Source organism: Pseudomonas sp. SG20056 (assembly GCF_031764535.1).
GTDB lineage: Bacteria > Pseudomonadota > Gammaproteobacteria > Pseudomonadales > Pseudomonadaceae > Aquipseudomonas.
Map to the genome: position 1 here is coordinate 3160463 of NZ_CP134499.1, position 20215 is coordinate 3180677.

15 protein-coding genes and 1 pseudogene are annotated in these 20215 nt (G+C 60.8%); 4 read left to right on the top strand and 12 right to left on the bottom strand.

Going from position 1 to position 20215, the window contains the following annotated elements:
- Position 1: 1 nt before the first annotated feature.
- From RHP75_RS15075 to RHP75_RS15105, 7 genes are all read right to left on the bottom strand, one after another.
- Positions 2-1123, bottom strand: a complete 1122-nt coding sequence (locus RHP75_RS15075; protein WP_311088902.1) for a GNAT family N-acetyltransferase — start codon at positions 1121-1123, stop codon at positions 2-4.
- Positions 1124-1205: 82 nt separating this feature from the next.
- Entirely contained in the window at positions 1206-2123 is a 918-nt protein-coding gene (locus RHP75_RS15080; protein WP_311088903.1) for a ParB/Srx family N-terminal domain-containing protein, read from the bottom strand.
- 85 nt (positions 2124-2208) lie between these two features.
- Positions 2209-3540 (bottom strand): OprO/OprP family phosphate-selective porin, encoded by a 1332-nt coding sequence (locus RHP75_RS15085; RefSeq protein ID WP_090248507.1) that lies wholly within the window; start codon positions 3538-3540, stop codon positions 2209-2211.
- A gap of 226 nt (positions 3541-3766) precedes the next feature.
- Positions 3767-4366, bottom strand: coding sequence for a DoxX family protein (locus RHP75_RS15090; RefSeq protein WP_311088904.1), 600 nt, complete (start codon positions 4364-4366; stop codon positions 3767-3769).
- A 45-nt stretch (positions 4367-4411) separates the two neighbouring features.
- Positions 4412-5119, bottom strand: a complete 708-nt coding sequence (locus RHP75_RS15095) for a putative DNA-binding domain-containing protein (protein WP_311088905.1) — start codon at positions 5117-5119, stop codon at positions 4412-4414.
- The gene (locus RHP75_RS15100; protein WP_311088906.1) at positions 5116-5970 is read right to left on the bottom strand and encodes a DUF692 domain-containing protein; all 855 of its coding nucleotides are present in this window, start codon (positions 5968-5970) and stop codon (positions 5116-5118) included. The genes RHP75_RS15095 and RHP75_RS15100 overlap by 4 nt, the downstream gene beginning before the upstream one ends.
- Before the next feature lie 23 nt (positions 5971-5993).
- Positions 5994-6293, bottom strand: a complete 300-nt coding sequence (locus tag RHP75_RS15105; protein ID WP_160085201.1) for a hypothetical protein — start codon at positions 6291-6293, stop codon at positions 5994-5996.
- Positions 6294-6503: 210 nt separating this feature from the next.
- Between RHP75_RS15105 and plsB the strand changes: the two genes are divergently transcribed.
- Together plsB and RHP75_RS15115 are read left to right on the top strand one after the other, a co-directional pair.
- The gene (gene plsB, locus RHP75_RS15110; RefSeq protein ID WP_311088907.1) at positions 6504-8987 is read left to right on the top strand and encodes a glycerol-3-phosphate 1-O-acyltransferase PlsB; all 2484 of its coding nucleotides are present in this window, start codon (positions 6504-6506) and stop codon (positions 8985-8987) included.
- Positions 8988-9007: 20 nt separating this feature from the next.
- A complete protein-coding gene (locus tag RHP75_RS15115) occupies positions 9008-9223 on the top strand; it encodes a hypothetical protein (protein WP_311088908.1) in 216 nt (71 codons plus the stop codon).
- On the opposite strand, the gene RHP75_RS21340 is transcribed toward RHP75_RS15115, so the two are convergent.
- Positions 9220-10350, bottom strand: coding sequence for a methyl-accepting chemotaxis protein (locus tag RHP75_RS21340; protein WP_409079742.1), 1131 nt, complete (start codon positions 10348-10350; stop codon positions 9220-9222). The genes RHP75_RS15115 and RHP75_RS21340 overlap by 4 nt on opposite strands.
- A 36-nt stretch (positions 10351-10386) precedes the next feature.
- Positions 10387-11226 (bottom strand): annotated as a pseudogene (locus RHP75_RS21345) (cache domain-containing protein); the annotation flags it as partial.
- Positions 11227-11549: 323 nt separating this feature from the next.
- Between RHP75_RS21345 and RHP75_RS15125 the strand changes: the two are divergent.
- Positions 11550-12227 (top strand): DUF4197 domain-containing protein, encoded by a 678-nt coding sequence (locus RHP75_RS15125; protein WP_160085204.1) that lies wholly within the window; start codon positions 11550-11552, stop codon positions 12225-12227.
- A 273-nt stretch (positions 12228-12500) separates the two neighbouring features.
- Positions 12501-13229, top strand: coding sequence for a hypothetical protein (locus tag RHP75_RS15130; RefSeq protein ID WP_311088910.1), 729 nt, complete (start codon positions 12501-12503; stop codon positions 13227-13229).
- A 932-nt stretch (positions 13230-14161) separates the two neighbouring features.
- On the opposite strand, the gene RHP75_RS15135 is transcribed toward RHP75_RS15130, so the two are convergent.
- From RHP75_RS15135 to RHP75_RS15145, 3 genes are all read right to left on the bottom strand, one after another.
- Positions 14162-15601: a sodium:solute symporter family protein gene (locus RHP75_RS15135; protein WP_311088911.1), complete on the bottom strand. Its 1440-nt coding sequence runs from the start codon at positions 15599-15601 to the stop codon at positions 14162-14164.
- Between the two features lie 363 nt (positions 15602-15964).
- On the bottom strand, positions 15965-19045 hold the full coding sequence (locus RHP75_RS15140; protein ID WP_311088912.1) for an efflux RND transporter permease subunit: 3081 nt from the start codon (positions 19043-19045) through the stop codon (positions 15965-15967).
- 5 nt (positions 19046-19050) lie between these two features.
- Complete coding sequence (locus tag RHP75_RS15145; RefSeq protein WP_311088913.1) at positions 19051-20172, bottom strand: efflux RND transporter periplasmic adaptor subunit; 1122 nt, start codon at positions 20170-20172, stop codon at positions 19051-19053.
- Between the last annotated feature and the right edge of the window lie 43 nt (positions 20173-20215).

Here is a 20215-nt window from a genome sequence, read left to right on the forward strand (position 1 = left end):
GCTATTGGCGGTACGGCAGCAGCTCGCGAGCCTGTTCGGCGTAGCCGCGCACGCCGTGCTGTTCTTCGGCGAGAAAGTTCGCCACGGCATTGCGCAAGCCGGGGTGGCAGAGGTAGTGCCAGGAGTGGGTGATGACCGGTTCAAAACCACGAATCAGCTTGTGCTCGCCCTGGGCACCGGCGTCGAAGCGTTGCAGGCCATTGGCAATGGCAAAGTCCATGCCCTGATAAAAACAGGTCTCAAAATGCAGCCGATCAAACTCGGCCAGACAACCCCAGTAACGTCCGTACAGGCTGTCTCCACCGACCAGGCTAAAGGCCATGGCCACCGGTCTACCGGCCTGATGGGCGAGCACCACGCGGATCATCTCGGGCATGCGCTCGGCCAGCAGACTAAAAAAGGCGCGCGTCAGATAGGGTGACTGGCCGCGCACCCGGTAGGTATTGGCGTAACACAGGTAGACGAAATCCCACTCCAGCTCACTGAGCTGATGGCCCTCACGCCAGTCAAACTCGATGCCCTGCCCCGCCACCTGCTCACGCTCTTTGCGCATCTGTTTACGCTTGCGCGAACTGAGCGCATCAAGGAAATCCTGAAAATCCCGGTAGCCACGGTTACGCCAGTGAAACTGACAACCCAGACGCGACAACCAGCCATCGCGGCCCTGCAGCAGGGCATTTTCGGCCTCGGTGGTGAAGTTTATATGCAGGCTCGACAGCCCCTGTTGCTCCAGGCCAGCGCTGAGCTCATCAAGTAACAGCCCAGCCGCCTGTGGCTCGCCCAACACGCGCTGGCCCGCCACAGGCGAAAAAGGAATCGCACCGAGCAGCTTGGGGTAGTAGTCGATGCCCGCACGGTGGCAGGCATCCGCCCAGCCATGATCGAACACGTATTCGCCGTATGAGTGGCTTTTCACGTAGCTCGGCATGGCTGCCAGCAGTTGGCTTTGCTCGCCCTTTAAAACCATATGGGCCGGCTGCCAGCCAGTGCGCCCGCCCACACTGCCACTGTCTTCCAGTGCCGCGAGAAAGGCGTGGCGCAAGAAAGGCTGCGCATCAGTCAGCAGCGCGTCCCACTGACTGGCGGCAATTTCATGGATGGAGTTCAGGCTGGTCGGCAACATCGGTAGCTCGGTGATTCGGGCAAGGCTGCACTATAGCGCCAAGCCCAGCGCCAGACACCTTGCCTGGCGCGCCATGGCAGTTTCAGCGCGTGGCCTTGTAGGCAACCATATACGGCAGTTTCTTGCTGGCCATCTTGCTCATTTCCTTGCGGTCGACGGAGGAGTAGCCGCCCAGCTCAGCCGCCTTGAAGCCGCTGTCACCCACCGGGCTGTCAGCCTGCAGCGCTACCATCAGCTTGGCTGCCTCGCCAATCGCGTCGCGGTAGTCGCCTTTGTCGCGCAGGTCGTACTCGCTCAGGTTGAGCTGCCCGCGCAGCCAGTTGCCCCAGTAGAACTCAAGAAACTCCGGTGCCACGTCGCCCGAACGCGGTTTGTCGTAGGCCACTTCACGGGTGAAATACACCAGCGCGCGGAAGGGATCATCCCCCAGGCTGTTCAGGCCGAGCTGCGCTGGAATCTGCTCTGGGGTGATCACCTGACCCTGGCCATTCTTGAGCCAGACCTTGCGTGCATCCTGCATGCGCTGCCAGAAGCTGGCCAGATCCGCGCTGTCGCTGAAGTTGTCGGTCACCTTGACCCACATCTGCAGCTTTGCACCGCCTTCAGGCTGCTCCCACAACGTGGTGAACGTATGGTGACCATCGGTCAGGTACAACTTACCCTCTGGGCCGACCACCACAGTTTTCATCTCACTGCTGCGTGAAGCCACTGCGCCCTGGCAACTAAAGCTGTCCGGCTGATGCAGATTGGCGCCCTTTGGCACCTTACTGCTTTCGCCCTGGCCATTGCCCTCGCAGTACTCATCGAAGAGTTTGTTCGGCTCTTTGGCAAAACGCCCCAGTTTGTAAAAAATCTGGTCATAACCCACCACGGCCTGGGTCGGGTGCAACTGTTCAAGGCGCACCTGCAACAACTCACCGGGCTTGGCCGCACGGTAATCCTCAGCCACAGCCGCAGCACTCATACCCGCCATCAGTAGCAACACAGCCAAAACGCGCATCGGTCCTTCCCCACATAAAAATTGCGAAAAAAAGCCCCGCACTAGGCGGGGCTTAAAGATAGGAGCAGCAGTTGAGCGGTGTTACTTAGAACACGTACTGCAGACGACCAACGATGGCCTGGCCGTCGTCTTCTACTTTGTAGGTTTTGCCGTTCTTGGTCAGGCTGGCATTGGTGTTGACGTTGTCAACTTCATAATCGACGTAGTTCAAGCTCATGCGAATGGCTTTAGTCGGGAAGTAGTTGACGCCGACAACCATGGCACTGGTTTCAAACTCGTCATTGACGCTAACCGGAGCCACGCCAGCGATGATGTTGGTGCTAACGGCGGAAGCATCACCGTCGATAGTGCTGTTTTCATAGCGGGCAAACACTTCGATTGCACCGGCTTCAGTTGGTTTATCCCACTTGCCATCGGCAGCTTTGAAACCACGAACACCGCCAAACATGTAGCCAACCTGAGCGTAGTAACCGTCAACATCAACGTCCTGGGAAGTGCCAGTTGTGCTCTTGCCACTGATGCTACGGCTGAAGTATTCGGCTTGTGCACGCAGACCGCCGAACTGGGCACCGGCTTCCAGCAACCACTCGATATCTTTGTCGGTCACGCGAGTATCGGTGAAGGCCAGACGGTCATCACCATCACTGCGCAGGCCCATACGGGTGCGAACGCGGGCACGGTCGTCATCCGGGTTGTTGCTGTGGAAGTTGGCGCCGAGGTGAACAACGTCGGTACCGTTCATGTAAGGAGCCCAGTTGGCACGCAGCGTATAACCAAACGACTCATCGTTATCTGTATCGCCATCGTTGTATTCGGTCTTGTAGGTAGCAGCCTGAGCCAGCAGACCATAATTGTCGCCGCTGTGTTTAACCGCCACGCCAAAGTTGGTGTCTTCGTCACCATTGAGGTAGTCGTACATGAACGGACGCTCAATACCAGTGATCCACGAAGAGCTGGTGGTGTTTTCCAAGCCGTAATCCACGCCAAAACGACCAATGGTCACGCTGGCAAAATCAAGACCGTCGTAGCTGAAGTAGGCATCGGTAAACTCAGTCGCGTTGTCATCCGAACCATCGTGTTCCAGGGTGAAACCGTAACCCCAGTTCTTGTACGCAACACCTTCGATAGACAGCTCAGCACGACGGATATAGGTGTTGAAAGTGCTATCGAACGGGCTGTCCTCTGCTGCGGCGCGCAGACCATCAAAGTTGGTGGCATCCCACTGCAGCTTGCCGCCCAGTTTGAAGCTGAATTCTTTGTCGGTGGTGGCGACTTCCAGGCCACCCTTGGTCTTGATCACGAGATCGGCGCCGTCAGTGGTGACGGTACCGGCGAAAGCCTGGGCGGAAACGGCCAGGGCCAGAGCGCTGGTTGCGAAGCCGGCCATTACTCCACGAAAGCTGTGCTTACGGATCATCGAAGATTCCTCTAAATGGACTTTTAAGTGTTGAAAACACCCGAGCGCTGGGGCTCGTTCGTGCTGGAGGGAATCTTGGCGGCGGGATATTTCAGGGCAGTTGCTGATATATAAATATTTGATTACAACGGAACTTTTTACTTCCTTTGCCTATAACGCAGCGGCAGCGCTCTAGCACAGGCATGCCAGCGGCCCACCGCCATTGCAGCGGCGGGCCAAATTCGGCTTATGGTTGCTTGCGCATGGCATTGGCCAACCAGTAGTCCAGGCTCAACCAGCGCCCCGCGCCGCTGAAGAACAGCGCCACTAGCATCACCAGATAAGTGGCAGCAAACTCGATGCCGTTGTTCAGCACCACCAGCTTGCCGCTGCTGGTCAGCCAGTCGTAATTGCCGTGCTCTTTGAGCAGTTCGCGGGCGCGTTCAAGCTTACCCACCGATTCCATGACCCGCTCATTAGCAAACGGCGCACTGGCATCGGCAATCGCCTGCCAACCGTAGGGCAGGTGCACGGCGAAGATCGCCACCAGCATGGTGACGATCAACGGGATGCTGACCCAGCGCACCGCCAGGCCGAATAACAGCAGCAGCGCCCCGCCCGCCTCGGTCAGGGCAGCGGCCCAGGCCAGCAACTCGGGGAATGGCAAACCCAGACCCCAATCCGGGTTGCCGAACCAGGCGGCGGTGGCGTCGATGTCCGCCAGTTTGTGCATACCGGCCATCCAGAACACCGGCACCAGGTACAGGCGCAGCAATAATGGGCCGATAAAATCCAGACGACGGGTAGCGTCCAGGGCATCCTGGAGACGATTGAAAAAGCTCAGCATGGGACATCTCCGCAGGTCGACACCGAGGGTGCCGGGGTCAAGTGATTAGGTGACGGGGGAATACCAGATTTCCTGGCGGCCCCATTCCGCCAGCAGGTTGTGAGCGTTGCTGAAGTACTGCGTGTCGGCGCTCAGACCATGCTGCCGGGCCAAAGCCAACAATGCGGCGTCAGCGCCTTCACCAGCCTGCAGGCGTGTCGCCAGCTGATAGGCAAAGGGGCTGATTTGCATAAAGCGCACCTTGTCCTGCCCATCGCGCCAGACCAGCAAACACGTCGGCTCGCCCGGCGGCGTTGTCGGCTGGAAGTCGCCACCAATACGCTGCACCGGCCACTGATACGCCAGCGGCCAGGCCAGTGGCGACCAGCCCTGCATCGGCACTTCGGCCTCGCTGACATCCAACGCCAGCTCAACCCACTCGTAATGCGCCAGTTCGAGGATAAATGGCGGATCGCCTGCTTCGGCGACATAGCCCTGCTGCAACCAGGCGAGAAACTCCTGGCTGATTTGCAAGAAATACGGCGTGCGTGCCTGGTGCTCGGCGATAAAACTGCGCACCAGACGCTGCCAGCGATCAGCCTCGATCAGGCGGTGCAGCACCGGGAAGGCGCCGCTGATAAAGCCTTCGATATTGTTGAAGAACAGTGCTTCATACACTGCCATCCGCTCGGCCGTAACGCCCTCCAGCAAGGGCTGCTCTGCCGGTTGGCGAATCCGCGCGGCAAACGCGCACTGTGCGCCAACGCCACTCATGTGCCGTAGCCTCTAAACGGAGCGGCAACCGATGTCGCAGCTGCTTGCAGCTGACGAATCTGCGCCACCTCGGCATACAGCTCGGCAATCGGCGGGAAGTTGAAGTCCCGTTCCAGCAAAGTCGGGCGCACACCGTGAACGGCGTAGGCCTGTTCCAGCAGCGCCCACACTGGGTCGATCACCGGCGCGCCGTGAGTGTCGATCTTCAAATCACTGGCCTGGTCGTAATGCCCGGCCACATGCAGATAGGCGATGCGCGCACTGGGCAGACTGGCGATATAGCCCGACGCATCAAAGTTGAAATTGATGCTGTTGACGAAGACGTTATTCACGTCGAGCAACAGCTGACAGTCGGCCTGCTCCAGCACCGCGCTGACAAACGCCGCTTCATCCAGCTCGCCCGGCAACTGCGCATAGGCCGAGACGTTCTCGATGATCAGCGGACGCTCCAGCACGTCCTGCACGATGCGCACGCGCTCGGCGATACGCCGCACCGACTCCTCGGAAAACGGCAGCGGCATCAGGTCATACAGCTGGCCATGGTCGGCGCAAGCCGACAGATGCTCGCTGTAACCGCGCACGCCATGCAGGTCGAGAAAGCCCTTGATGGCTTTGAGCAGCTCGATATCCAACGGCGAAAAGCCACCGAGGTTAAGGGACAGACCATGGCAGAGCAGCGGCAGGCGCTCGCTCAGGGCACGCAGCTGCTTGCCCAGGCGCCCACCGACACCGATCCAGTTCTCCGGCGCCAGCTCGAGGAAATCCACCTCGTCTGTGCTGCACTCCTGCAGCGCGCCAAGCAGGCCGCGACGCAGGCCCAGCCCGGCACCGTTAACGAAATCCATCTGCATGCTCTGCCCCTGCACTCAGTCCGTTACTCGGCTTTCTGCTCGCCGCCGCATTTGCCTTCACCGCACTTGCCTTCGCCTTCGGCCTTGGCTTCGCCACCGCATTTACCCTCGCCGCACTTGCCTTCGCCTTCGGCTTTTTTCATTTCGCCGCCGCATTTGCCTTCGCCGCAGCTGCCTTCAGCGGACTTTTCGCCAGCAGCCAGGCTGTAGCCGCTGCTCAGTTCCTGTGCGGCAAACGGGTTGCTCGCGGCCTGCACGCTCAATGCAGCGCTGCTCAGCAGTACCGCGCCCAGGGATGCAACAACAGTGTTCAGATGGTTCATGGCAACGCTCCAATGGTGGTTTACAGTGGCGGCCGATTGGCTGCCTCGGCCCAATAGACGAGGCCGACCGGCGGCTGTTACAGCTGCGCTGAAAAAATTTCGCAACCCAGCTGACGCCTGCTAAACCCTAGAAGATTTTTGCCGCCAGCCAAGCGATCCGGCACACTACGCCCCCCGAGCAAATGCTCGTTTTCAGCCTGCAGACTCCGTATGACCCGATCTCCGCTCCGCCGTCTCGTTTTTGGCACCTTGCGCCGCGTGCTGTACCTCTGGGTGCGCTCGGAAACCATCAACCAGTCCGCCTTTACCCTCAAGCTCGACCGCAGCAAGCCGGTGTTCTACGTGCTGCAGCAGCCGTCGCTGAGTGACCTGGCGGTGGTCGATACGGAATGCCGCAAGGCCGGCCTGCCGCGCCCGGTGCTACCGGTGGCCGTGGGTGAATTGCTGGAGCCTGCCGCCTTCTTCTACCTGACCCCGGAGCCCGACTGGCTCGGCCGGCAGGACAAACGCGGCATCTCGCCCACCCTGCAACGCCTGGTCAGCGCGCTGAGCCAGCATGCCGTGGACGACGCGCAGATCATTCCGGTCAGCGTGTTCTGGGGCCAGTCGCCGGACCGCGAAACCAGCCCGTGGAAGCTGCTGTTCGCCGACAGCTGGGCGGTCACCGGGCGTCTGCGCCGCTTGGTAAGCATCCTGATTCTCGGCCGCAAGACCCGCGTGCAGTTCTCCACGCCGATTCATCTGCGCGAGCTGGTCGAGCAGGACAAAGGCCACGAGCGCACCCTGCGCATGGTCCAGCGCATCCTGCGCGTGCACTTCCGCAATCAGAAAGCCGCCGTGATCGGCCCGGACGTGTCGCACCGGCGCAACCTGGTCAAAGGCCTGGTGCATGGCCCGCAGGTGCGCCAGGCGATCATCGAAGAAGCCGAACGCGAGAACATCAGCCTGGAGAAGGCTGAAAGCCAGGCTCTGCGCTATGGCAACGAGATCGCCTCGGACTACACCTACACCGCCATTCGCTTCCTCGAACTGGTGCTGAGCTGGTTCTGGAACAAGATCTACGACGGCATCAAGGTCAACCATATCGAAGGCGTGCAGGAAGTCGCCCAGGGCCACGAGGTGATCTATGTGCCCTGCCACCGCAGCCATATCGACTACCTGCTGCTGTCCTACCTGCTGTTCCGCAACGGCCTGACGCCGCCGCACATCGCTGCCGGCATCAACCTCAACATGCCGGTGATCGGCGGCCTGCTGCGGCGTGGCGGCGCGTTCTTTATGCGCCGCACCTTCAAGGGCAACCCGCTGTACACCGCGGTGTTCAACGAATACCTGCACACCCTGTTCAGCAAGGGCTTCCCGGTCGAGTACTTCGTCGAAGGCGGCCGTTCTCGCACCGGGCGCATGCTGCAACCGAAAACCGGGATGCTGGCCATCACCATGCGCAGCTTTTTGCGCAGCAACCGCCTGCCGGTGGTCTTCGTGCCGGTGTATATCGGCTATGAGCGCGTACTGGAAGGCCGCACCTACCTGGGCGAGCTGCGCGGCGCGAGCAAGAAGAAGGAGTCGATCTTCGACATCTTCAAGGTCATCGGCGCGCTCAAGCAGCGCTTTGGCCATGTCTGGGTCAACTTCGGCGAGCCGATCAAGCTGGCGGAGTTCCTCGACCAGCAGCAGCCCGACTGGCGCGAGCAGGATTACGGCACCCAATACCGCCCGGCCTGGCTGAATGAAGCCACCAACAACCTCGGCGAACGCGTGGCCCAACACCTTAACGAGGCGGCGGCGATCAACCCGGTCAACCTGGTGGCCCTGGCGCTGCTCTCCACCAGCAAGCTGGCCCTGGACGAACGCGCCCTGTCGCGGGTGCTCGACCTCTACCTGGCCCTGCTGCGCAGCGTGCCCTACTCGCCGCACACCACCCTGCCAGACGGCAATGGCCAGGCGCTGATCGAATACGTGCAGAAGATGGACCTGCTCGCCGAACAGAAGGACGCCCTCGGCAAGATCCTTTACCTGGACGAGCAGAACGCCGTTCTGATGACCTACTACCGCAACAACGTGCTGCACATCTTCGCCCTGCCGGCGTTGCTGGCGAGCTTCTTCCAGAGCAGCGCACGGATGAGCCGCGAGCAGATCCTGCGCTTTACTCGCGCACTCTACCCCTACCTGCAAGCCGAGCTGTTTATCCGCTGGAACCTGGATGAGCTGGACGGCGTGGTCGATCAGTGGCTGACCGCCTTCGTTGAACAGGGCCTGCTCAAGCTCGATGGCGACATGTACGTGCGCCCGGCACCCAGCTCGCGCGAATTCGTCCTGCTCACCCTGCTGGCCCGCGCAATCGTGCAGACCCTGCAGCGCTTCTACATGGCCACTGCCCTGCTACTGAATGCCGGGCAGAACTCCATCAGCGCCGAAGAGCTGGAAGACCTCTGCACCGTGATGGCCCAGCGCCTGTCGATCCTGCATGGCCTCAACGCCCCGGAGTTCTTCGACAAGAGCCTGTTCCGCCACTTTATCCAGAGCCTGCTCGACCAGGGCGTGCTGCGTCAGGATGAAGCCGGCAAACTCAGCCACCACCCGCTGCTCAGCGAACTGGCCGAAGGCGCCGCCAAGCGCGTGCTACCGGCGGAGATTCGCCTGTCGATCCGCCAGGTGGCCATGGATCGCAACGAGGATGTCGCCGAGCCGGTGTAAACCGGCCTGGCCGCAGCGTTATGAGCGAAACTGACGACAACTCCGCACGGCCCTCCCGTGCGGCGTTTCACCAAGCCAACCAGACCCGCGCTGAAGCTGAAGCCCAGCGCCTGCTGGCTGCCAAGGCCGAGCTGGGTGGCCGTTGGCTTAGCTGGGTCGCCGCCGAGCTGTACGCTCTCAAGCCCGCCGCTTACGCACAGATGGTGCGTCGCGAGTTGCAGCGCTTAAACAGCTAGCCGCGACTCAACCCGGTCAGGCGTGACGACAACGCCTGCATGGCGCTGCTGACCTGATCCAGCGCCTGGGCATCGCGGGCGTTTTCTTCGCTGATGCTGTGGATACGCACCGCCAGTTCGTTGATCTCCTGGGTCACATGGCTTTGCTGTTGCGCCGCCACGGCGATCTGCTGAGCGCGTTGGGAAATATCATCGAAACTCTGCACCGTACTGGACAGCGCTGTCGCCGCGCCTTCGGCCTCTACCACCGCATGTTCGGTACGCGCCTCACCGGCCTGCATGGCCTGTACCGCCTGGCGTGAAGCCTGCTGCAGAGCGCTGATCATGGTGCTGATCTCATTGGCCGAGGCCTGGGTTTTACCGGCCAGGGTACGCACTTCATCGGCGACCACGGCAAATCCACGCCCCTGCTCACCAGCCCGCGCAGCCTCGATGGCGGCATTCAACGCCAGCAGGTTGGTCTGTTCGGAAATCGCCTTGATCACATCCAGCACGGCGCCGACCTGCTGGCTGTCTTTCTCCAACCGACTGATCACCGAGGCCGCGTCAGCCATCTCCGCCGACAGCGCCTGAATCGCCGAGCTGTTGGACGCGACCTTCTGCTGCCCCTGCTGCACCACCACCAGCGAGCTCTGCGCGGTATTGGCGCAGTCGTTGGTGTTCTGCGCCACTTCCTGAGCACTCGACGACATCTCGGTAATCGCTGCCGCCAGTTGGGTGTTCTCTTGCCGCTGCTGCTCGGCACGCCCGGCCAGGGTGCTGCTCAAACCGCCCAGTTGTGCGGCTTCGGCCTGCAGATGATCGGCTTCCTCGGCGATGCGCTGGAGCATGGTGCGTAACTGCCCAGCATAGCGATTGACCGCGTGGCGTAGCGCGCCGATTTCATCCTCGCGCTCCACGCTCAATTCCACACCACGGCTAGCCGAACCACGGCCCAGAGAGTCGATCTGCGCAGTAGTTTCTTCCAGTTGGCCGATCAACTTGCGCCCAGCCAACCAGGCCAGCGCCAGCAACACCGCCAGCAGCGGCAGCAGGAACAGCAAAATCTCCCAGGTCAGCGCACGCGCCAAACCCGTGACCCGTTCCTGTGGGGTCGCCAGGCCGATTACCCAGCCGGTGTCGGGCATCACAAACAGGCTGACGCGGCTGGCCTGCTTGAGCTGCTCATCGTTTTCCAGATCCAGGTTGCGAATCGCCCCCGAACTGCTGCTGTTCAGCGCCTCCTGCACCGGTTTGAGCCAGCTGTGCTGCTGCGCCAGATCGGCAAACTTGAGCATCGAACCGCCCTTAGCGCCGGTCATGTTCGGGAAATGCAGCACGTTGCCCGCCTGATCAAGGGCGAAGGCATAGCCATCGGTGACCTTGCCCTGCTCGGTTAGAAAGCGCGCCAGATCATCCAACAGCAAGTCCAAGGTCGCGACACCGGCAAAGTGCCCTTCAAGCTGGTAAGGCACGCTGCAGGTGACCATCGGCACACCAGTCACCGCATCCTGATAAGCCTCCGACCACAGGCACTGACCGGCCTTGCTGCTGCGCGCGCCGGTGTACCAGGCATCGTTGTGATAACCGGGGCCATCGGCGGCGTTGTAATCGTCGGAATAGCTCAAGCGGCCATCTGCACCACGCGCCCAGAAGAAACTGCGGCGCGCCGTGCCCTCGCTAAAGGCATTTGGCTCCGGCCACACACCGCCGCCGGCAATCGCTTTATCACCCTGGCTGTCGATCAGATTGGGCAGGCTGTTGAGGTACAGCGGCTCTTCACGCGGCAGCACTTCGGCCAGGTGCGCCAGGCTGGCTGTCACCCCCTCTATCTTGGCCAACTGCAACGCCAGCTGGCGCACGATGGCGCTGCCGGTCTGCTCAATCAGCTCGCCACTGGCTGCCACCACGCGTGGCTGGCCCCGCAACGCCATCACGGCAAACACCGCCAGCGCGGTCAGAATCAGAAGGACGACGCAACCGAGGGTCAAACGCTGCGACAGCCGAACGGGGACAAAAGCCATGCCATTACTCCTGCTTAGAAAGGACGCTCAGAGGGACTACCAGAACTGCTTACGAACCACTCCTAGTTCCACCAGCAAGATCAGGTACTGCAGATACGCCTTTGCCTATGCAATTTGCGTACGCGCCGCCTGCCGCCGAATACGTCAGACGCATACAGTGAGTTATAGATGAATAAGCGCAGGGCCGTGGCGCTTGACCCGCGCAGAACCAACGACCTGTGCAGGCTTGTAACAGCCAGAGCACGACACGAGTACATTTGCCTGCGCGCGTCACTCCGTTAAGCTCCAGTTACTGCCTTACCCAACGTACAAGGATGCCCATCATGCTTCGTCTTATCTCCCTGGCCGCCGGCCTCGCCCTCTCCAGCAGTGCCTTCGCCCTGTCACTGGCCGACCTCTCGCAAAGCGACGCCAGCGGCGGCCTCAAGGATGCCCTCACCCAAGGCGCCAAAGTAGCCGTGCAGCAACTGGGCAAACCCGGCGGTTTCAGCAACAACCCGGACGTACGCATCGAGCTGCCGGGCAACCTCGGCAAAGCCGCAAAAACCATGAAGATGATGGGCATGGGCGCACAGGTTGATCAGCTCGAAGCAAGCATGAACAAAGCCGCCGAAGCCGCCGTACCGCAAGCCCAGGCGCTGCTGGTGGATTCGGTGAAGAAGATGACCGTGCAAGACGCCAAGAGCATCCTCAGCGGCCCGCAAGACTCCGCCACCCAGTACCTGAACAAGACCAGCCGCGAACAGATCCGCGCCAAGTTCCTGCCCATCGTCAAGCAAGCCACCGACCAGGTCGGCCTGGCCAAGCAATACAACAGCTTCGCCGGCCAAGCCGCGAGCTTCGGCGTGATCGACGCGAAAAGCGCGAATATCGAGAACTACGTGACCGAGCAGGCGCTGGATGGCCTGTTTGCGATGATCGCCGAGCAGGAAGCCAGCATCCGCGAGAACCCAGCTGGTGCGGCGACCAGTTTGGCGAAGAAGGTGTTTGGGGCGTTGTAAGGCGCGCCAGTTCGAACGCGGGATAGCGATTAAGCAATAAGAAGCTAGGCGCTGGTACGTCCGAAGGAATGGAGATGATTGATGACAAGGATGTCACTGGTACTGGCCCTAGCTCTAAGCATTGACCTCGCCGAACAATCAAATACCGTTGTAACCCACGTTGGCGACGCAATACGCAGCGCCGCCGAAGCCTAGGCTTAGGGTTGATCTGCGTTTCTAACGCTGGTCTAACGCCTTGTTGAGTATTCCAAGCGTGGATTAGAGCAGGTGAAAATGGATTTGCAGAAAATGTGGCGTAAAGAAAGCCGCAAAAGAATCAAAAACCAATTGAGGTGTGAACGGGTCAACCGAAATTGGCCATTGCATGCTCAGCGAGTCCTTGAAGTATTTAGAGAGGTTGCGGCAGAGGGTGACAAGCATGGCGTGGCCTTGTTTGTGGCTGAGCCCGAGTGGTTCCAGCCCTCCTTTGACGACTTTGGACAACGCAATGGAAAATTTCCGCTAGGAGAGACTGCCGTTATCCTTTGGTTTATGACACGGCAGACTGGAACCGGAGTTCTTGAGCGAACGGAGGAAGGTGAAAAACATACCATCGACTACGAAGAGGGAGCGCAACTTGTAGTTCACCACTCTCCAGGCCAGGGGATTGTTCAGGTTTTTTTCACACCACCCAAAATTGAGAAAAACGGGAAGAAAAATAACGCACTTCTCTACACCCACACTTACAACACCGACGATATAACCCGTGATTGGGTTATGAGGCTTGTGCCTAGTTTCTTTACGTTCAACCGTGTTGAAAGTCTGCTTGAGCGTCCGAGTGTGCTTGACCGGATGCTCGTGCGCTGGTGGTGGTTCACCGACATTAGGAACCGGCGCGGCTATTTAGAAAAGCTCCAGCATGTGCTCACGCCTTGGGAGCTTCTTATGATTGCTGGTGCCACAGCTCCGATGCTCTGGCTAATCAACTGGCTGTGGAACCTACTAACCCCCGTCAATCTCTAACTCCACACTCGTGCCGCCGAAACTGGCGGCATGAAGAATAAAGCCCCTACACCGATCACCGCCATCGCTGCATATACCTTTGAACTACAGGTAACGGTCGCGGACCATCCAGCCTGAATAGTGGATAAATCGAAGCTTGTCCGCCGTCATGTTCAAATTTTCATTACCAAACATCGCCATCACATGTTCTTCCGCCGCATCTGCTTTGAATGTAACTCTCCCTTTCGCCCTTACGGCGAGTTACTTTCTCTTTGCTCGCGCAAAGAGAAAGTAACCAAAGAGAAAGCGCGCCCGACATCCGGGTTTCGCTGCGCTCAACTCCCCTCGCTCCGGTGCTGTTCCGAGGGTCGGCAAGACGGGCCATCCATGGCCCGACATGCCTCGTTTGGCATCCATGCCAAACGCCCCTCTCCACAGCACCTACGCTCGGCCTCCTGACGGGATTCGGGGACCGCGTCGCCTAGGCGATTTCTGGATGGCAGAGCGTAAAAGCCGAAGCAACAGCATCGCGGGCAAGCCCGCTCCTACAGTTTGCTGTGCTGCTAAAAACACCGACCTCACAGACGACGCCAAACGCCCCATCAGCAGGCCGAGTGGAATCGTTGCGCAAGGGGTTGAGCGGCATGGATGCCGCGAGAGCCGCGATGGGCCAGGGATGGCCCTTCGCGGCGTGCCTCTGGAGCAATGATGGAGCGAGGGAACCCGACGAAGTCGGGCCGGATGCAAGGGGCAAGACCTTTTGCTTACTTTTGGGGCGTTTGCCAAAAGTGAGCCGCCGTAAGGGCGGAACCAATAGCAGGAACACTACAAAAGCGGCGCAAACAAAGCAGCAAAGCTCGCGGCTAAAGCCCCTCCTACAGGCTGACAGCCTTCGTCAGGCGCAAAAACAAAACCCCGCCAATCAGCGGGGTTTGGTCAGGCAAGCACCAGGCTTATTCCACCTGCGCCACCAGCGTGCCGTTCTGATTACGGCTCCACTGCGGCAACAGCGTACCAATCAACATACCGGCCATGCTGAACAGCAGGCCCGCCAGCTGCGGCGGCCAGAAGGCGGCTTCGGTCCAGGTGTATTCCAGGTAGATCCACGACACCAGACCAAAGGCGATGGCAACCAGCGCGCCCTGGGTGGTCGCGCGCTTCCAGAACAGCCCGGCGAACAACGGCACCACGGCCGCCACCAGGGTTACCTTGTAGGCGTTGCCGACCATCTCGTAGATGCTCGCATCCGAATACAGGGCAAAGCTCAGGGTGGCCGCGGCGCAGACCACGATGGTGACGCGCATCAGCAGCAGGAACTGCTTGTCGTTAAGCACCGGCAAAAAGCGCTTGAGAACGTTCTCGGTCAGGGTCACCGACGGCGCCAGCAGGGTGCCGGAGGCAGTGGACATGATCGCCGAGAGCAGCGCACCGAAGAACATGATCTGGGCGAACAGCGGGGTCTTTTCCAGGATCATCAGCGGCAGAATCATCTGCGAGTCTTCGGCCAGCCATTTCTCGACCAGCGCCGGGTCGATCATCGAGGCGGCGTACACCAGAAACACCGGCAGCATGCAGAAGCCGAGGTAGAACACCGCGCCGGTCATCGAGGCGCGGGCGGCGATGTTTTCGCTCTTGGCCGACATCACGCGCTGGTACACGTCCTGCTGCGGGATGGAGCCGAGCATCATGGTCACCGCCGCGCCGATAAAGGCGACGATGTCCTTGGGCTCGAAAGCGTGCATAAAGGTGAACTTGCCATCGCTGGCCGCTTTGCTGATCACCAGGTCGGCGCCGCCGGCCATGTCGCTGAACAGCCAGACCAGGTAGATCAGGCCGACGACGATGATGATCATCTGGAAGAAGTCGGTCAGGGCAATCGACCACATGCCGCCGAACAGGGTGTACAGCAGCACGATAAAGGTGCCGAGGAACATGCCCTGGGTGGTGCTGATGCTGCCGTCGGAGATGACGTTGAACACTAGGCCAAGCGCAATCAGCTGCGCAGCGATCCAGCCCAGGTAGGACATGACGATGACTAGGCTGATGATCAGCTCGACCTGTGGGCCGAAGCGTTTCTTGAAGTAGTCGCCGATGGTCAGCAGGTTCATCCGGTACAGCGGCCGGGCGATGATCAGGCCGACCAGGAACAGGCAACCAAAGGAGCCGAACGGGTCTTCGACGATGCCGGCAAAGCCTTCTTCGAGGAAGGTGGCGGGGATGCCCAGTACCGCCTCGCTGCCAAACCAGGTGGCAAACACCATGGCGGCGACGATGGGGAAGCCCATGCTACGACCACCGGAGGCGAAATCGCGGGTGTTGTGCACCCGGGTGGAGGCGTAGAAACCGATGGCGACAGTCACCAGCAAATAGAGCGCAACGAACCAGATCAGCATGCTTTCCCGTTCCACAGACGTCAGCCCACCGCATGCATGGCCCGCGCAGGCGGCGCAGGACGGATCGATGGGCTACAGGTTTTTGTTATGACCATTTTTGACGGGTAGCTGCACGCGCCCGTTCAAGGTCGCGCAGTCTGGCAAATACGTAAAATATGTCAAACAAAAACGACGAAACGTAAGCAGATAATTCGCCGAAACGCTCTGCACGCCTCTGTAACAGACTGTAATCGCTGCATAACCTGCTCAAGCGCAGCTGCAGGTAGTTGCATATTTTTGACAGCTGGCCAGCAAACGCCCTATCCGAAAGGCATAAAAAAGCCAGGCACTGGGCCTGGCTTTTTCACATCAGCAACCACCGCTTCAGGCTGGTTTCGCTTCCACTTCCTTGACCCGGAACCACGCCGCATACAGCGCCGGCAGGAACAGCAGGGTCAGCGCGGTGGCGACGATCAGACCGCCCATGATCGCTACGGCCATCGGCCCGAAGAACACGCTGCGCGACAGCGGGATCATCGCCAGTACCGCCGCCAGGGCAGTCAGCACGATGGGGCGGAAGCGCCGCACGGTGGCTTCGATAATCGCGTGCCAGCGGTCCATGCCGGCTTCGATGTCCTGCTCGATCTGGTCGACCAGAATCACCGAGTTACGCATGATCATCCCCGACAGGGCGATGGTGCCGAGCATGGCGACGAAACCGAACGGCTGGCGGAAGATCAGCAGGAACAGGGTCACACCGATCAGCCCCAGCGGTGCGGTGAGGAACACCATGGCCGAGCGCGAGAAGCTTTTCAGCTGCAACATCAGCAGAGTCAGCACCACCACGATAAACAGCGGGACACCGGCGTTGACTGACTTCTGCCCACGGCTGGAGTCTTCCACGGTGCCACCGACATCCAGCTGGTAGCCGTCCGGCAGTTGTGCACGCACCGGTTCAAGGGTCGGCAGGATCTGCTTGACCAGGCTGGCCGGCTGCTCGGCGCCATACACATCGGCCCGCACGGTGACGGTCGGCAGACGGTTGCGGTGCCAGATGATGCCTTCTTCGAAGCCGTACTCCAGGGTGGCGATCTGCGACAGCGGCACGCTGCGGCCATTGTCGGTGGGCACCGCCAGGCTCGGCAGCAGACCGAGTTCCTGACGCTCACTCAGGGTGCCGCGCAGGAGGATTTCGATCAGCTCGTTGCCTTCGCGGTACTGGCTGACGGGCGAGCCGGTCAGCGAGCTTTGCAGGAAGCGCGACAGATCAGCGGTGCTCACACCCAGGGCGCGGGCACGCTCCTGATCAATGTTCAGGCGCACCACCTTGCTCGGCTCTTCCCAGTCCAGGTGCACGTTGCTCACATGGCTGTTCTCGCGCACCTTGTCGGCCACCTGACGGGCCAACTGACGCACCTCGTCGATATGCTCGCCGGAGACGCGGAACTGCACCGGATAGCCCACGGGCGGACCGTTCTCCAGACGCGAGATACGCGTACGCAAGGTCGGGAACTCGTCGTTGAGCACCTCGATCAGCCAGGTGCGGATCTTCTCGCGGTCTTCGATGCTTTTCGCCAGCACCACAAACTGGGCAAAGCTGGCGGCCGGCAGTTGCTGGTCCAGCGGCAGGTAGAAGCGCGGCGAACCGGTGCCGACGTAGGCGACAAAGTTGTCGATGCCTTCATGGCCACTGAGCAATTTCTCCAGACGCTTGGCCTGCTCCTCGGTGGCGGCCAGGGACGCACCTTCACTGAGTTTGAGGTCGACCATCAGCTCCAGACGGCCGGAGGCCGGGAAGAACTGCTGCGGCACAAAGCGGAACAGCAGAATGGAGCCAACAAACAGCGCGATAGTTAGCACGATCACGGTTTTACGCCGACGTACGCACCACTCCACCGCTGTGCGCACGCGCCGGTAGAACGGCGTGCCGTATGGGTCATGGCCGTCTGCACTGCCGCCATGCTTGGCCGCGTGCAGCTTGGCCAGATCGGGCAGCAGCTTGGCGCCGAGGTACGGCACAAACACCACGGCGGCGATCCACGACACCAGCAGGGCAATTGCCACCACCTGGAAGATCGAGCGGGTGTATTCGCCGGTGCCCGACTGCGCAGTGGCAATCGGCAGGAAGCCGGCAGCAGTAATCAGGGTGCCGGTGAGCATCGGGAAGGCGGTACTGGTCCAGGCATAACTGGCCGCTTTGATGCGGTCATAACCCTGCTCCATCTTGATCGCCATCATCTCCACGGCAATGATCGCGTCATCCACCATCAGGCCCAGCGCCAGCACCAGCGCGCCGAGGGAAATCTTGTGCAGGCCAATGCCGAGGTAGTACATGGCGGCAAAGGTCATCGCCAACACCAGCGGAATCGACAGCGCCACCACCAGACCGGTGCGCAGGCCGAGGGAGAAGAAGCTCACCAGCAGCACGATGATCACCGCTTCGGTGAGCACCCGAACGAACTCACCAACGCCGGTTTTCACCGCTGCCGGCTGATCGGACACCTTGCTCAGCTGCATGCCGGCCGGCAGGGTTTCCTGCAGGCGAGCGAACTCACCTTCCAGCGCCTCACCCAGTGCCAGAATGTCGCCACCGGCTTTCATCGAAACCGCCAGGCCAATGGCATCCTCACCCATGTAGCGCATGCGCGGTGCGGGCGGATCATTGAAGCCGCGTTTGACCTCGGCCACATCGGCGATACGGAAGGTGCGGTCGGCCACGCGAATCGGGAAATTGCGGATTTCATCGACCGTTTCAAAACGCCCGGTGACGCGCAGTTGCACGCGATCCGAGGCTGTTTCGAAGAAGCCGGCAGCGGCCACGGCGTTCTGTTCTTCCAGCGCCTGCTGCACGGCAGCGAGTGGCAGGCCAAGGGTCGCCAACTTGGTGTTGGACAGCTCGATCCACACCTTCTCGTCCTGCAGGCCGAGCAGATCAACCTTGCCTACATCCTTGACCCGCTGTAGCTGCAGCTGGACGCGGTCGGCGTAATCCTTGAGCACGGCGTAGTCGAAGCCCTCACCGGTCAGGGCGTAGATATTGCCGAAGGTAGTGCCGAATTCGTCGTTGTAGAACGGCCCCTGAATGCCCTGGGGCAAGGTGTGGCGAATATCGCTGACCTTCTTGCGCACCTGATAGAACAGATCGGGAATGTCGGCAGAGTGCATCGAATCGCGGGCAATAAAGGTCACCTGGGATTCACCCGGACGCGAGAACGAGACGATTTTGTCGTAGTCGCCGGTCTCCATCAGCTTCTTTTCGATGCGCTCGGTAACCTGGCGCGAGACTTCCTCGGCGCTCGCCCCTGGCCAGTTGGTGCGCACCACCATGGCCTTGAAGGTAAAGGGCGGGTCTTCGCTCTGACCCAGCTTGGTGTAGGAAATAGCCCCCACCACAGCCAGCAGCAGCATGAGGTACAGGACGATCTGGCGGTTACGCAGCGCCCAGGCGGATAGGTTGAAATCCATCGGGCTTACTCCTCGACCGTCAGGTCGGCCTTGGCCGTCAGCTGCACCGCACGGTTGTCGCGGTCTACCGGACGCACCTGCTGGCCTTCACGCAGCACCTGACCACCGGCTGCGACTACCCAGTCGGAGGCTTGCAGGCCTTCGAGCACCGGCACGGTTTTCTCACCGTAGGCACCAATGCGCACGTCGGTGCGCTTGAGGGTGGAATCCTTGGGGTCGACCACCCAGACATAGGGCTGGCCCTTCTCGGCCGTGACTGCCGACAGCGGCACGGCCAGCGGCACGTCGCCGTTGTGGGCAATGAAGACGCGGGCGCTCTGGCCCAGTTCGGCCGGCACCTTGCCTTCCACGAACGCCACGCGAGCGGCAAAGGTGCGCGATTGCGGGTCGGCCGACGGCGACATCTCACGGATACGACCGGGGAAGCGCTGATCCGGCTGCGACCACAGCTCAACCGCCACATCCTGACCGACCTTGAAGCGCTCGAAGGCTTGCTCCGGCAGGTTGATCAGCACTTCACGCTCACCGTCAGCAGCCAGGGTAAACACGGTTTGTCCGGCGGCGACCACCTGACCGACTTCGACCATACGCTGCGCTACCACGCCGTCCTGGGACGCACGCAGCACGGCGTAACCGGCCTGGTTGTTGGCCACGTTGAATTCGGCTTTCACCTGTTTCAGGCGCGCTTCACCGGAACGGTAGGTGTTCTCGGCATTGTCGTATTGCGAGCGGCTGACCAGGTTGCGTGCCAGCAGCGCCTTGTAGCGATCACGCTCGGCGCGCACCAGTTGCAGGTTGGCCTCGGCCGCTGCCACCTGGGCGCGGATGGCTTCCAGCTGTAGGCGCACGTCCTGCGGATCCAGCTCAGCCAGGGGCTGATCCTTCTTCACCCGCGCGCCGACATCGACCAGGCGCTTGGCCACCTTGCCACCGATACGGAACGCCAGCTCCGGCTCCAGGCGCGCACGCACCTCACCGGGGTAGGCATCCATCAGTTCGCCAGCCAGTTGTGGCTGCACCACCATGGCCGGGCGCACGGCGACCTTGGCGGGCTCGCCATTGCCGCAGGCAGCAAGCAACAGGATAAGACTGACAGGCAACGCAACAGACAGTGCATGACGAAACATGATGACTAACCTTTGTGGAGGCTTTTGAATATTTATACTGGCG